Origin of the sequence: Chromobacterium aquaticum, assembly GCF_021129195.1 — a bacterium.
GTDB classification, from domain to species: Bacteria; Pseudomonadota; Gammaproteobacteria; order Burkholderiales; family Chromobacteriaceae; genus Chromobacterium; species Chromobacterium aquaticum.
Genome location: NZ_JAJOHW010000177.1, coordinates 1 through 12,343 on the forward strand (window position 1 = coordinate 1; position 12,343 = coordinate 12,343).

General features: G+C 67.8%; 14 protein-coding genes. 6 read left to right on the top strand and 8 right to left on the bottom strand.

The window, feature by feature from the left end; translation table 11 throughout:
* The 4 genes from LQT98_RS22010 to LQT98_RS22025 form a co-directional block, all read right to left on the bottom strand.
* Positions 1–937 (bottom strand): ABC transporter permease subunit (locus tag LQT98_RS22010; protein ID WP_231465206.1); only part of this gene is annotated, 937 nt, incomplete at its 3' end.
* The gene (locus tag LQT98_RS22015; RefSeq protein ID WP_231465208.1) at positions 931–2,031 is read right to left on the bottom strand and encodes a putative 2-aminoethylphosphonate ABC transporter ATP-binding protein; all 1,101 of its coding nucleotides are present in this window, start codon (positions 2,029–2,031) and stop codon (positions 931–933) included. The genes LQT98_RS22015 and LQT98_RS22010, both read right to left, overlap by 7 nt.
* A gap of 72 nt (positions 2,032–2,103) precedes the next feature.
* Positions 2,104–3,126, bottom strand: coding sequence for a putative 2-aminoethylphosphonate ABC transporter substrate-binding protein (locus tag LQT98_RS22020; protein WP_231465210.1), 1,023 nt, complete (start codon positions 3,124–3,126; stop codon positions 2,104–2,106).
* Positions 3,127–3,279: 153 nt separating this feature from the next.
* Positions 3,280–3,978, bottom strand: coding sequence for a DAPG hydrolase family protein (locus tag LQT98_RS22025; protein WP_231465212.1), 699 nt, complete (start codon positions 3,976–3,978; stop codon positions 3,280–3,282).
* A gap of 97 nt (positions 3,979–4,075) precedes the next feature.
* Between LQT98_RS22025 and LQT98_RS22030 the strand changes: the two genes are divergently transcribed.
* Both LQT98_RS22030 and LQT98_RS22035 read left to right on the top strand, forming a co-directional pair.
* The gene (locus tag LQT98_RS22030; RefSeq protein WP_231465214.1) at positions 4,076–4,720 is read left to right on the top strand and encodes a TetR/AcrR family transcriptional regulator; all 645 of its coding nucleotides are present in this window, start codon (positions 4,076–4,078) and stop codon (positions 4,718–4,720) included.
* A gap of 78 nt (positions 4,721–4,798) precedes the next feature.
* A complete protein-coding gene (locus LQT98_RS22035) occupies positions 4,799–6,421 on the top strand; it encodes a sensor domain-containing diguanylate cyclase (RefSeq protein WP_231465216.1) in 1,623 nt (540 codons plus the stop codon).
* Between the two features lie 194 nt (positions 6,422–6,615).
* Here LQT98_RS22035 and LQT98_RS22040 read toward each other — a convergent pair whose 3' ends face one another.
* From LQT98_RS22040 to phnF, 4 genes are all read right to left on the bottom strand, one after another.
* Positions 6,616–6,945, bottom strand: a complete 330-nt coding sequence (locus tag LQT98_RS22040) for a hypothetical protein (RefSeq protein WP_231465218.1) — start codon at positions 6,943–6,945, stop codon at positions 6,616–6,618.
* Between the two features lie 158 nt (positions 6,946–7,103).
* A complete protein-coding gene (phnN, locus tag LQT98_RS22045) occupies positions 7,104–7,673 on the bottom strand; it encodes a phosphonate metabolism protein/1,5-bisphosphokinase (PRPP-forming) PhnN (RefSeq protein WP_231465220.1) in 570 nt (189 codons plus the stop codon).
* Positions 7,663–8,355 carry a DUF1045 domain-containing protein gene (locus tag LQT98_RS22050; RefSeq protein WP_231465222.1) on the bottom strand — a complete coding sequence of 231 codons (693 nt, stop codon included), beginning with the start codon at positions 8,353–8,355 and terminating at the stop codon, positions 7,663–7,665. The genes phnN and LQT98_RS22050 overlap by 11 nt, the downstream gene beginning before the upstream one ends.
* Positions 8,355–9,077, bottom strand: coding sequence for a phosphonate metabolism transcriptional regulator PhnF (phnF, locus tag LQT98_RS22055; protein WP_231465224.1), 723 nt, complete (start codon positions 9,075–9,077; stop codon positions 8,355–8,357). The genes LQT98_RS22050 and phnF overlap by 1 nt, the downstream gene beginning before the upstream one ends.
* Positions 9,078–9,245: 168 nt before the next feature.
* Between phnF and phnG the strand changes: the two genes are divergently transcribed.
* Genes phnG through LQT98_RS22075 form a run of 4 tightly spaced genes read left to right on the top strand, consistent with a single transcriptional unit; the run spans position 9,246 to position 12,213 of the window.
* Positions 9,246–9,686, top strand: a complete 441-nt coding sequence (gene phnG / locus LQT98_RS22060; protein ID WP_231465226.1) for a phosphonate C-P lyase system protein PhnG — start codon at positions 9,246–9,248, stop codon at positions 9,684–9,686.
* A 1-nt stretch (position 9,687) separates the two neighbouring features.
* A complete protein-coding gene (phnH, locus tag LQT98_RS22065; protein ID WP_048411845.1) occupies positions 9,688–10,269 on the top strand; it encodes a phosphonate C-P lyase system protein PhnH in 582 nt (193 codons plus the stop codon).
* A gap of 1 nt (position 10,270) precedes the next feature.
* Complete coding sequence (locus tag LQT98_RS22070; RefSeq protein WP_048411844.1) at positions 10,271–11,359, top strand: carbon-phosphorus lyase complex subunit PhnI; 1,089 nt, start codon at positions 10,271–10,273, stop codon at positions 11,357–11,359.
* The gene (locus tag LQT98_RS22075) at positions 11,356–12,213 is read left to right on the top strand and encodes an alpha-D-ribose 1-methylphosphonate 5-phosphate C-P-lyase PhnJ (protein WP_231465228.1); all 858 of its coding nucleotides are present in this window, start codon (positions 11,356–11,358) and stop codon (positions 12,211–12,213) included. Before LQT98_RS22070 ends, LQT98_RS22075 begins: the two co-directional genes overlap by 4 nt.
* The last annotated feature ends 130 nt before the right edge of the window (positions 12,214–12,343 follow it).

Here is a 12,343-nt window from a genome sequence, read left to right on the forward strand (position 1 = left end):
GCGAGATCGCCGCCAGCAGCAGCCAGGCGGCCAGGTCGCGCCATAAGCCGCGGCCCGGCGAAAACGGCACCGCGCGCGCGCTCAGCGCCGCCTGCTGGCGACGCGCCATGCGCCGTTCGATGAAGAAGGAAAACACCGCCGGCAACAGCAGCATCAGGCCCACCACCGCGCCGCGCGGGAAGTTCTGCTGCCCCACCACCTGCTTGAAGGCTTCCACCGCCAGCACATTGTAGTCGCCGCCCACCACCTTGGGCACGCCGAAGTCGGTGATCACCAGGGTGAACACCACCAGGCCCGCCGACACCAGCCCATAACGCGCGCCCGGCAGGGTAATGGTGAGGAAGCGGCGCAGCGCGCCGGCGCCCAGCGCGCGGCCGGCCTCGTACAAGCGCGCGTCCGACGCCGACAGCGCGGTCAGCAGGATCAGCAGCGCGTGCGGAAAAGTGTAGAAGGCTTCGCCCAGCACCATGCCCCAGAAGCCGTAAATGCTGGCGCCGGCCAGCCAGGATTTGAGCAGACCCTGGTTGCCGAACAAATACACCAGCGAGATGGCCGGCATCAGGGACGGCGCCAACAGCGGCGACAGGGCGATCTGGCGGAACACCCCGCCGCCCCAAACGCGGCTGCGGCTCAGCCCCCAGGCGAAGGCGAAAGCCAGCGGCAGCACCAGCGCGGTGACGGTCAGCGCCAGCCACAGGCTGTGGCGGGCGGCGCGCATCAGGCCGGGGCTGTCCAGCACCTGGACGAAGTTGGCCAGGCCGACGAAGCCGTCGTCCATGTCCAACACCGATTTGCCGAAGATGAACAGCAGCGGCAGGCCCAAGGCCAGCGCCAGCAGCGCCGCCAACGTCCACACCAGCGCGGAAGCCAGCCGCCGTTCGCCATTGGCGGCGCCGGCCGGCGCGGCGCGCCATCCGTTCAAGGCGCGGCTCAGCATGCGCCCTCCCCGGCATAGGCCCGCAACAAGGCGGCCGGCAGTTCCACCGGCACCACTTCGCCCGGCGCCAGCGGCTGGCGCTGCAACATGGATGGGCAGATTTCGGCATGCAACACCAGGCCGGGCATGGCTTCCGGCTGCAGGCGCAGCCGGGTCATCGCACCGCCGAAGCTGACGTCGTCCACCCGCGCCAGCAAGGTGTTGGGCGCGCCGTCCCAGCGCGCCTTGACGATGATGTCTTCCGGCCGCAGAAACAGGGTCAGCGCCTCGCTGTGCGGCAGCGGCGCGTCCAGCCGCAGCAGGCAATTGCCGACGGCGGCGCTGTGCGCGTCCCGCCGCCGCGCCGGCAGCCAGTTGGCGGCGCCGACGAATTCGGCGACGAAGCGGCTGGCCGGCCGGCGGTAGATTTCGGCCGGCGTGCCGATCTGCTCGATGCCGCCGGCGTTCATCACCACCACCCGGTCGGCGATGGCCAGCGCCTCGGCCTGGTCATGGGTCACCATCAAGGTGGTGACGCCCAGGCGTTTTTGCAGGCCCTTGAGTTCGTCGCGCAGTTTGTCGCGCACCCGCGCGTCCAAGGCGGACAGCGGTTCGTCCAGCAGCAGCAGGCCGGGCGAGGTGGCCAGCGCGCGCGCCAGCGCCACGCGCTGCTGCTGGCCGCCGGACAGCTGGGCCGGATATTTGTCCTCGGCGCCGGGCAGGCCCACCAGGTCCAGGAGTTCGCGCACGCGGCGAGCGTGGCGCGCGCCGCCGCCGCGCGGCTTGAGGCCGTAGGCGATATTGTCGGCGACATTGAGATTGGGGAACAGCGCATAGCTCTGGAACACGATGCCGTAATCGCGGCGCGCCGGCGGCTCGCGGGTAATGTCGCGCTCCAGCAGGTGAACGCTGCCGGCGTCCGGCTGGTCCAGCCCGGCGATCAGGCGCAGCAAGGTGGTCTTGCCGCAGCCGGAGGGGCCCAGCAGGCAGACGAATTCGCCCTTGCGTATGGACAGCGATACGCCGTCCAGCGCGGTGAAGCCGCCAAAACGGCGGCTGAGGCCGCGGACGGACAGGTGTTCGGACAAGCCGCTGAGGCTATCGGCCGGTTTCATGCGCAACTCCAGGATGTCTTGCAATGGGACGACGCCGCCCGGCGGACGGGCGGCGTGACAGAGGGAGCCGGATCAGCTCTTGGGTTCGGCCTTGCTTTCATAGCGGCGCGACCATTCCTGCAGGATGGCCTCGCGCTGCTTGGCGGCCCAGGCGAAGTTGTTCTTGCTCAGGCGCTTGGCGTAGTCGGCGGGGATGAAGGGATTGGGCTTGGCCACGCCGGGCATGGCCAGCACCGCGTAGTTCTTTTCATACAGGCGCATCGCCGGCAGGCTGACCGAGAAGTCCGCCAGCTTTTGCGCGGCGGCCAGCTTCTTGCTGCCCTTGAGGATGGCGGTGGCTTCCAGGTCCCAGCCCAGGCCTTCCTTCGGGTAGATCAGGTCTATCGGCGCGCCCTTTTCCTTCAGTTGGGCGCCGCGGTATTCGAAGGAGATGCCTATCGGGTACTCGCCGGCGGCGGCCATCTTGCACGGCTTGGAGCCGGAGTGGACGTACTGGGCCATATTGGCGTGCAGCTTGTCCATATAATCCCAGCCCTTTTTCTCGCCCATCATCTGCAGCCAGGCGGACACGTCCAGATAGCCGGTGCCGGAGGACGCCGGGTGCGGCATCACGATCTGGCCCTTATAGGCCGGCTTGGTCAGATCCGCCCAGCTCTCGGGCTTGGGCAGGTTCTTCTTGGCCGCTTCCACGGTGTTGAAACAGATGGTGGCCGCCCACACGTCCATGCCGGTCCACTTGGGCGGCTTGGCCTTGTCCACGAAGGCCGGGCTCAGCTTTTCCACGCCCTTGGGCGCGTACGGCTGCAGCATGCCCTGCTGGTCCAGGATCATCAGACTGGTGGCGGCCAGGCCCCACACCGCGTCGGCCTGCGGATTGTTTTTTTCGGACAGCAGCTTGGCGGTGATGATGCCGGTGGATTCGCGCACGAAGCGGATCTCGATGTCCGGGTTGGCCTTCTCGAAAGCCTCCTTGTAGTCCTTGACCTGATCCGCTTCCAGCGCGGTGTACACGGTCAGGGTGGTGGCGGCCTGCGCCAGCGGGGCCATCAGGCCGGCCAAGGCCAGGCCGGCGGCCAGGACAATCTGCTGTTTCATCGACATCGCTCCAATGGGTTTAGATGTATAGACCTTATGGTCCGCACACCATCCGTGAATCAGCCGCCACCTTACGACGCGTCGATGACAGCGCGGTGACGGCCGGGTGAAGCTTGTCTTGCGCAGCTGGATGTCCTGCCGCCGGCAAGCGGCCTACCAGGCCAGCGGTCCTTTCTCGCCGTTGGCGTGCTCGCCGTAATACAGCGATGGCAAGAGCCGCGCCAGGCAGCTGAACTCGTTGTAGCAATGGCGCATCAGCTCCAGGCCCAGTTGTTCCGGCACCGCTTCGCCGCAGCCATCGGCCGCGCCCAGCAGAAAGCGGCTGCGCAGCACCGCGCCATGGGCGGTGTCGCGCGTCAGATGCACCATCTCCCCGTCCAGCGGATCACCATCGGCGCTGAGCCGCGGCTCGTCGCCAAAGGCGATGCGCGCACACACCGCGGCAGAAACATCGCCGCAAGCGCGCGCCGCCTTGAGCAGGCCGGCGCCGAAAAAGCTTTCCGCCGGGTGGAATTTCAGCACCGCCGACACCGGCGGGATCTCGCCCAAGGCCTCCACCGCACGCACCGTGGCGCCGACATAGCTGCCGCTCTGCCGGCGCGACTCGCTCCAGCCGTGCAATTGCACATGATCGTGCGGATGCCACCAGCGGATATGCTGGGTGGTGTCGAAGAAGTTAAACCACCAGTCGAACATGCGGCCGGCGCAGCCGGGCAGCTCGGTACGCACCGCCACCAACAGCCTGCCGTCGTCCAGCCGGCGCACGCCGGTTTCCAGGGCCAGCGGGCCCGGCTGCAGCAATTCATCGTAAATGCCCGCATGGCGCGGGCGTGTTTCCGTAGTCTGATTCACAGTACACTCCTTGGACAGGTAAAGACCATGGCGCGGCGACGCGCCTCCACAAATTAAGAAACGTTATGCGTTTCCATATTGAGGAAAGCTCATTCAGATGTCAAGCCAGGACCAGGCGCCGCGCTCGCGCGGCCGCCCCGCCGTGCCGGAACAGGAATTGCGCCAACAGGTGCTGGACGCCGCCACCGAACTCTTGCTGAACCAGGGCTATCAGGCCGCCACCATGGCGGCGGTGGCGCAGCGGGCCGGCGTGGCCAAGAAAACGGTGTACCGTTTCGCCGACAACAGCGAGCAATTGCTGGGCGCGGTGATCCACGGCTGGACCGATGACTTCGTCGCGCCGATGCAGGCGCCGCTGACGGACGCCGCCGATCTGCCGCAAGCGCTGGAAGCCTTGCTGAACACAGTGGCGGCCAAGGTGCTGTCGCGCGAAGCGGTGGGACTGTTCCGCTTATTGGTGGGCGATTTTCCCGGCAAGGAGCGGGCGCTGGAACAATACGCCGAGCACGGGGTGCGGCGCTGCGCCGCCATGCTGGCCGGCTGGCTGGAGCAGCAGGCCGCCCGCGGCCTGATCCGCTGCCCGGACCCAATGCAGACCGCCGAACTGCTGCTGGCGCTGACCATCGCCGAGCCTCTGCGCCAGATGGCGCTGGGCCTGACCCCGCCGCTGCCGGACAGCGATCTGGGCGCGCGCACCCGCGCGGCGGTGGCCTTGTGCTGCGCCGGCCTGCTGCCGCGCTGATCGCCAGCGGCGCATGTCCAACATACAAAACGCAAAGTCTTGTCTAGACTATGCTAATGACTGCCATATTTTGCGACCATGAATCTGCGCCGCATCTTCTCTAGCATCGTGACCCGCCTGCTGCTGCTGGCGCTGTGCATCGTGACCCTGGGCGCGGTGGCGCGTTACTACGCGCTCAGCCATTTCCTGCGCGAAGATCTGAGCACGGTGGTGCAGAATCAGCAGATGGCGCTGGCCAGCTATGTCGCCCGCGACGTGGACTTCAAGATAGAACAGCGCCAGGCGCTGCTGCGGCGCCTGGCGAGCTCGCTGCCCGCCGCGCTGCTGCAACGGCCGGCCGAGCTGCAGGCCTGGCTGCGCCTGCATTGCGATTTCCAGTGCCCGTTCTCTCAGGGCTTGTTCGTGGTGACGCAGGAGGGCCGCGCCATCGCCGATTACCCGCCCTTGCCCGGCCGTGTCGGCAGCGACTTTTCCGACCGCGACTATATCAGCGCCGCGCTGTCCGCCCCGGCCAGGCTGGACCGCATCGTCATCGGCCGCCCCGTCATCGGCCGCGCCAGCAAAAAACCGGTGCTGCCCATGGCCGCGGCCTTGCCGTGGCGCGATGGCCGCCCGCAAGGCGCGTTGGCCGGCATCACCGCGCTGGCCGCGCCGGGCTTCATGGATTTGCTGCTGGCTTCCCACATCGGCAGGCCGAATAGCGGCTTTTTGCTGATCTCGCCGCAGGACAAGCTGTTCGTCGCCTCCTCGCAGCCGGACATGGTGCTCAAACCCACGCCGCCGGCGGGCATCAATCCCTTGCACGATCGGGCGATGGCCGGCTTCCGCGGCGTGGGCATCACCATCAACGCCAAGGGACGCGAGGAAGTGTCCGCCATCGCCTCGGTGCCCAGCACCGGCTGGTTCGTGGTGGCGCGGCTGCCGAGCAGCGAGGCCTTCGCCACCGTGGGCAGGGCGCAAGCCTTTCTGCTGAAAAACGCGGTGATCGCCATCCTGATCTTCGGCGTGGCGGCCGGCATCGGCCTCTATTTACTGTTCCGCCCGCTGTTCCGCGCCGCCAGCCACGCCGATCGCATGACCCGCGGCGAGCTGCCGCTGGAGCCACTGCCGCTGACGCGCAACGACGAGGTCGGCCATTTGATCGCCGCCTTCAACCGGCTGTTGAACAAACTCAACCAGCAACAGACCGAGCTGGCGCGCATGGCCCACCACGACGCGCTGACCGGGCTGCCCAACCGCGCGCTGCTGTCGGACCGCCTGAACATGGCGCTGGCGCGCGCGCAGCGCAATGAGAGAAAGCTGGGCCTGTTGTTCCTGGACCTGGACGGTTTCAAGCTGATCAACGACAACTATGGCCACAAGGCCGGCGACAAGGTGTTGTGGCAGGCGGCGCAGCGGCTGAGCGGCATCGTGCGCCAGACCGATACGCTCGCGCGCATCGGCGGTGACGAGTTCGTATTGTTGATAGGCGATCTGGGCGCGGACGCGGAGGAAGTGGCGCGCATCGTCGCCGCCAAATGCCTGGAAGCGATGCAGGAGCCGTTCGACATCGGCGGCGAGCAGCGTCAGCTGGGCATCTCCATCGGCATTGCGCTGGGCGGCGGCGACAGCAGCGCGGACAGCCTGCTGCAGGCGGCGGACCAGGCGATGTACCGCGCCAAGAAGTCCGGGCGCAGCGGCTGCGAAACCATCACTCTGTAAGAACCAGTTTACGATCTCGCGAGCTAAGGCGAGACAAGGCGAAAACCGGCGAAAAAGCGGAATGTACAAGTGGTACATGAGCATTTTGAGCTTGGTTTCAACGCCCATTTCTATCCATCCCGCCGACGCGCAGCAGATCGTAAACAGGTTCTAAGCACCCGGCGGTCCTGCCAGGCCACCGGAACAAGCCGTGGCTACACGATTTCCGGGATGTGCTCGATAAAGGCCACCCGCTCATTATTGTGCAGCACTTCCACCGATTTGTACGGCGGCGCGCCCGGCGGCAATACCCGGTCGTAACGAGCGTGCGCCACCGCCAGCACCTGCGGCCACATGCCGGGTTTCTGCACCAGGTGCAGGTCCAGCATCAGGATGGCGGGGTTGATGCCCTGCGGCTCGCGCATGGTCAGCACCGCATCCACCCCGGGATTGGCCACCACCACGTCGCCCAGCACGTGCAAGCTCTTGGGGTGGCCCGGCATCGCGTTCAGCCAGGCATGCCAGTTTCTTGATTGCAAAGCCATGTCCATTCTCCAGCCAATGGCGGAACGCGCTAGAAGAGCGGCTGCGCCGGCCCAGGCGTTCCGCGGCGGGACCGGTGCGCGGTCCGCCGCGACGCTGCCGGCGAACTGCCCCGGTTATAGCAAGCGGCGGCGCTGACGCCGCCGCCGTTTTCCCATCATTAAGTACAGTTCTCACTTAAACTGTCCGTCAGTAGCCGCAACAGCCGCTCGCCGGCCTCGGCCAATTCGCCGTCGTTGCGCAACACCGCCGCGCCCGGCGGCGCTTGCAGCGTCGCCGCTTCTTCCAGCCGCGCGGCGATGCGCTCTGCCGATTCGCGGCCGCGGCTGGCCAGCCGCGCCGCCAGCACCTCGGGGCTGGCGACTATCCACACCGGGCGCAAGCCGGGAAAGCGCTGCACCGCCAGCGGCAGCGCCGAACGCGAGCCATTGACCACCACGTCCAGGCCCTGCTCCAGCCACAGCGCCACCTCCACGCCCAGGCCATAGGCCAGGTCATGCCGCCGCCAGCTCAAGGCGAAACAGCCGCCCTGTTCGCGCTGTTCAAACTCCTCCCGGCTCAGCGCCACATGGTTCTCGCCGCCGGCGTCGGCCGGCCGGGTAATGTAGCGGTGGGCGAACACCAGCCGCCCGGAGGCCGGCAACCGCGCCCGCACATAGGCGAGCAGGCTGTCCTTGCCGGCGCCGGACGGGCCGATCACATACCACAACACTCCGGGCTCAGACTTCATAGCGCGCCACCTGCCCGTCGAAACCGCAGTACGCCAGATAGCGGAAGGCCTGGCCCGCCGCCGGCTCCGCGAACAGCGCCACGCCGTCCACCCGCGCGTGGGAAAAAACGGCGAACTGCCGCCGTGCCGCCTGCTCCAGCGCTCGTCCCGCCGCGCTGTCCGGCGCCAGCCGGCGGCTCAGCGTCAGGTGAAAGCGGTACTGTTCGAATACATAGGGATAGCCCCAACGCAGGTTCAAGCGCTCCTGGCGCGGGTCCAGCCCGGCGCGCGCCTTTAGCGGCCGCTCGCGGTCGGCCAGCGCGTCCAGCTCGATCACACAGGCGGCGGCCAGCTCGGCCAGTTCCGGCGGCGGCTCCGCCGGCCGCAGCGCCAGAAAATCCGCCAGCCAGCCCACCTCCAGCTCCAGCTCGAAGGGCTGGAAGCGTTGCGCCAGCGCCGAGGTGCGCTCCAGCAGCGCCGCCTCCTCCACCCCGGCGCGCAAGGCGAACGGCGCTTTCAAGGTGGCGTGAAATCCATAGCGTGCAGGCTCCATCGTCAGTTCCGCCAGGGCCTCGGCATCCATGCCCGGCGCGTGCGGCTGCAACACTTGCAGGCCGCTGTGCGCGTCCTGGCCCAGCCAGCCGCTGCCGGTGCGCCAGAAGGCGCTGTCCGGGCGCGGCGCGTAATACAGGGCGTAGCGCATCAAGCGTCCTCCATCACCAGTTGCACCAGGTCGCCGTTGAAACAGGTGACGCCGTACTGCACCGGCAGCCCCTCGGTATCGACGTTCAAGGACTTCACATGCAGCACCGGCCGGTTCTTGGGAATGCCCAGGTAGTCCACCGTTTCGCTGTCCGGCAGCCGCGCGGTGACGCGGGAAAAACGCCGGGTGTAATCGTCGATGCCGAAATGCGCCAGCGCGCGCGTCACCGAGCGTTCGCGCCGGTAGATTTCCGGCAGGCCGGGAAAACGCGCCGCTGGAAAGAACAGCGTCGCCCAGTCCACCACCCGCAGTTCCACCCGGCTCAGGGTCTTGATGCGCAGCAACGGCTCGCCCACCGCCACTTGCAGCAAGTCGGCCAGTTCGGCATTGGCCGGCACCGTATCGCTGGCCAGGATATCGATGTCCGAGTTCAGGTTCTGGCTGGCCATGTTCTGGGAGAAGCGGGTGCGCTTGCTGATCGCGTAGTCGATCGCATTGTCCTGGACAAAAGTGCCGCGCCCCTGCTCCACCCGCAGCAGGCCGCGCTCCACCAGCGTGGCCACCGCGCGCCTGATGGTATGGCGGTTGACGCAGAAGCGCTCCGCCAGTTGCAGCTCGGTGGGCAGCCGCTCGCCAGCGCGCAAGGCGCCGACGGCGATCTGCTCGGCCAGACTGTTTTCTATCTGCCGCCAGACGGCGACGCCGGAACCGCGTTCAATCATCTTTCAAGCCCTTTCTCTCCCGCGGCGGCCAAGGTCTAGCGCCGCCACCCAATCGTCACAAAACCTTCATCGCCGCATGCTGTTTGCGCTTGGTCACAGGCCATTATCATGGATACGTCTATACGTTTATATGAATTTTTGTTGAAACCACATAGGGCGATACCCGATATGGAAACCTCGACCAGGCAAGACTGGCTCAGCCTGCTGGCCCACACTCCGCCGCCGCGGCTGCGCCGGCTGCTGACCCCGCAGCTGCCGCCGGCGCCGCGGGTGGAATGGCTGCGCCGCGCCGAAACCGGACTCATCATGCTGCAAGGCCGCGCCGGCGGCAGCGGCGCCCGCTTCAACCTGGGCGAGGCCAGCGTCAGCCGCGCCAGTTGCCGGATAGACGGCCGCCTGGGCCATGGCTGGGCTCTGGGCAGCAATGGCGAACACGCCGAACTGATCGCCCAGGCCGACGCGCTGCTGCAAGACCCGGCGCGGCAAGAACAACTGCTGGCGCAATGGATCGCGCCCTTGCGCGCCGAGCGCGCCGAGCGCCGCGAACAGGCGGCGCGCGAAGCCGCCGCCAGCAAGGTGGAGTTCTTCACCATGGTCAGGGGGGAATGAGATGAATGAAATGCGCGCCGCCTTCGCCGATCCGGTTCACGACAGCCAACGCTGCTTCCGCGCCACGCTGGCCGCGCTGGCCGAACCCCTGCAACCGCAGACGCTGCCGGCGCTGCCGGCCGAACTGCCGGGCCTGATGCCGGCCACCGCCGCCCTGCTCTACACCTTGCTGGATCAGGACGTCAGCGTCTGGCTGCCGCCGCTGCCGGCGGACACCCTGGCCAGCCTGCGCTTTCATACCGGCCTGCGCCTGGCCACCGCGCCGGAACAGGCCGACTTCGTGGTGCTGCCGCTGGGCGCGCCGCTGCCGCCGCTGGCCGCGCTCAAGGCCGGCGAGCCCGAATACCCCGACCGCTCCGCCACCGTGCTGCTGGAAACCGCCGGCTTCAACGCCGAGCAGGTGGAAGCCTGCGGCCCGGGTTTCGCCGCGCCGCGCCGCTTCGGCATGAACGGCGCGCCGGACGATTTCTGGCGGCAGTGGCGGGACAATCACGCCCGCTTTCCGCTGGGCGTGGACATCTTGCTGATCAGCGGCGAGCGCGTGGCCGGCCTGCCGCGCAGCACCCGCGTCAAGGAGGGTTGATATGTATGTAGCCGTCAAAGGCGGAGAAACCGCCATCGCCCGCTCCTGGGACTTGCTGGCCGCCAAGCGCCGCGGCGACGCGGCGACGCCGGAACTGAGCCTCGCGCAGATCCGCGGCCAATTGCGGCTGGCGCTGGCCAGAGTGATGCAGGAAGGCTCGCTGTACGACGAGGAACTGGCGGCACTGGCGCTGAAGCAGGCGGCCGGCGATTGCGTGGAAGCGGTCTTCCTGCTGCGCGCCTTCCGCACCACCCTGCCGCGCTTCGCCGCCAGCCGGCCGCTGGACACCGCGGCGATGCGGGTGCGCCGCCGCGTGTCCGGCACCTTCAAGGATGTGCCCGGCGGCCAAGTGCTGGGCCCCACCGCAGATTACACCCAGCGGCTGCTGGACTTTGACCTGGCCCAGGCCGGCGAGCCGCCGCTGCCGACGCTGGCGGACGCGCCCCTGCCGGAACGGCTGCCCTGCGTGCTGGACACTCTGGCGCAGGAAGGCCTGATCGAGCCGGAAACGCCGCCGCCGGGCGATCCGGAACCGGCCGACCTGACGCGCGAGCCACTGCTGTTCCCGGCCGGCCGCGCCGCCCGGCTGCAAAACCTGGCGCGCGGCGACGAGGGCTGGCTGCTGGGCCTGGCCTATTCCACCCAGCGCGGCTACGCCGAAAGCCACCCCTTCGCCGGCGAAATCCGCATGGGCGAAGTCAGCGTGACGGTCTGCCCGGAAGAACTGGGCTTCGATATCGATATCGGCGAAATCACGCTGACCGAATGCCAGATGATCAACCAGTTCGCCGGCAGCCGCAGCGCGCCGCCGCAATTCACCCGCGGCTACGGCCTGAGCTTCGGCGAAGCCGAGCGCAAGGCGATGGCGATGGCGCTGGTGGACCGCAGCCTGCGCGCCGCCGAGCTGGGCGAAACGGCGCACGCGCCGGCGCAGCAGCCGGAATTCGCGCTGTGCCACAGCGACAACGTCGAAGCCTCCGGCTTCGTCCAGCACCTCAAGCTGCCGCACTACGTCGATTTCCAGGCCGAGCTGTCGCTGATACGCCAGCTGCGCCGCGAGCACGCCGCCGACAAGGAGAAACAGGCATGAGCACCGCCACGCAATGGGCGTACAACTTCGGCTTCCTCGATGAAAACACCAAGCGCATGCTGCGCCGCGCGCTGCTCAAGGCGGTGGCCATCCCCGGCTACCAGGTGCCGTTCGGCAGCCGCGAAATGCCCTTGCCCTACGGCTGGGGCACCGGCGGCATCCAGGTGACCGCCAGCGTGATCGGCCGCGACGACGTGCTCAAGGTCATAGATCAGGGCGCCGACGACACCACCAACGCGGTCAATATCCGCCGCTTCTTCGCCCGCGTCGCCGGCGTGGCCACCACCACCCGCAGCGCCGAGGCCAGCCTGATCCAGACCCGGCACCGTATCCCGGAAACCCCGCTGCGCGCCGGCCAGGTGCTGGTGTTCCAGGTGCCGGAGCCGGAGCCGCTGCGCACGCTGGAAGCCAGCGAGCAGGAAACCCGCAAGCTGCACGCCCACCAGGAATACGGCCTGATGCACGTCAAGCTGTACGAGGACATCGCCCGCTACGGCCACATCGCCACCAGCTACGACTACCCGGTGCTGGTCAACGGCCGCTACCTGGCCTCGCCCTCGCCCATTCCCAAGTTCGACAACCCCAAGCTGGACATGAACCCGGCGCTGCTGCTGTTTGGCGCCGGCCGCGAAAAGCGGCTGTACGCGATCCCGCCGCACACCCGGGTGGAAAGCCTGGCCTTCGACGACCATCCGTTCCAGGCGCAGCGCTGGGAACAGGCTTGCGCGCTATGCGGCACCGACGACAGCTATCTGGACGAAATCATCACCGACGACGCCGGCGCGCGCCAATACGTCTGCTCCGACAGCGACCACTGCCAGCAGCGCCGCGACACACAGGAAAGCCCGCAATGAACCCGCCCCTACTCAGCGTCCGCGGCCTCGGCAAGGACTACGGCAACGGCAATGGCTGCTTCGGCGTCGATTTCGAGCTCTACGCCGGCGAAGTGCTGTGCGTGGTCGGCGAATCCGGCTCCGGCAAATC

What these genes read in the sequence shown, in the direction of transcription:
- LQT98_RS22015 (WP_231465208.1), bottom strand. Translation starts at nt 2,031, where the DNA reads ATGAAACCGGCCGATAGCCTCAGCGGCTTGTCCGAACACCTGTCCGTC.
- LQT98_RS22020 (WP_231465210.1), bottom strand. Translation starts at nt 3,126, where the DNA reads ATGAAACAGCAGATTGTCCTGGCCGCCGGCCTGGCCTTGGCCGGCCTG.
- LQT98_RS22030 (WP_231465214.1), top strand. Translation starts at nt 4,076, where the DNA reads ATGTCAAGCCAGGACCAGGCGCCGCGCTCGCGCGGCCGCCCCGCCGTG.
- LQT98_RS22035 (WP_231465216.1), top strand. Translation starts at nt 4,799, where the DNA reads ATGAATCTGCGCCGCATCTTCTCTAGCATCGTGACCCGCCTGCTGCTG.
- LQT98_RS22040 (WP_231465218.1), bottom strand. Translation starts at nt 6,945, where the DNA reads ATGGCTTTGCAATCAAGAAACTGGCATGCCTGGCTGAACGCGATGCCG.
- phnN (WP_231465220.1), bottom strand. Translation starts at nt 7,673, where the DNA reads ATGAAGTCTGAGCCCGGAGTGTTGTGGTATGTGATCGGCCCGTCCGGC.
- LQT98_RS22050 (WP_231465222.1), bottom strand. Translation starts at nt 8,355, where the DNA reads ATGCGCTACGCCCTGTATTACGCGCCGCGCCCGGACAGCGCCTTCTGG.
- phnF (WP_231465224.1), bottom strand. Translation starts at nt 9,077, where the DNA reads ATGATTGAACGCGGTTCCGGCGTCGCCGTCTGGCGGCAGATAGAAAAC.
- phnG (WP_231465226.1), top strand. Translation starts at nt 9,246, where the DNA reads ATGGAAACCTCGACCAGGCAAGACTGGCTCAGCCTGCTGGCCCACACT.
- phnH (WP_048411845.1), top strand. Translation starts at nt 9,688, where the DNA reads ATGAATGAAATGCGCGCCGCCTTCGCCGATCCGGTTCACGACAGCCAA.
- LQT98_RS22070 (WP_048411844.1), top strand. Translation starts at nt 10,271, where the DNA reads ATGTATGTAGCCGTCAAAGGCGGAGAAACCGCCATCGCCCGCTCCTGG.
- LQT98_RS22075 (WP_231465228.1), top strand. Translation starts at nt 11,356, where the DNA reads ATGAGCACCGCCACGCAATGGGCGTACAACTTCGGCTTCCTCGATGAA.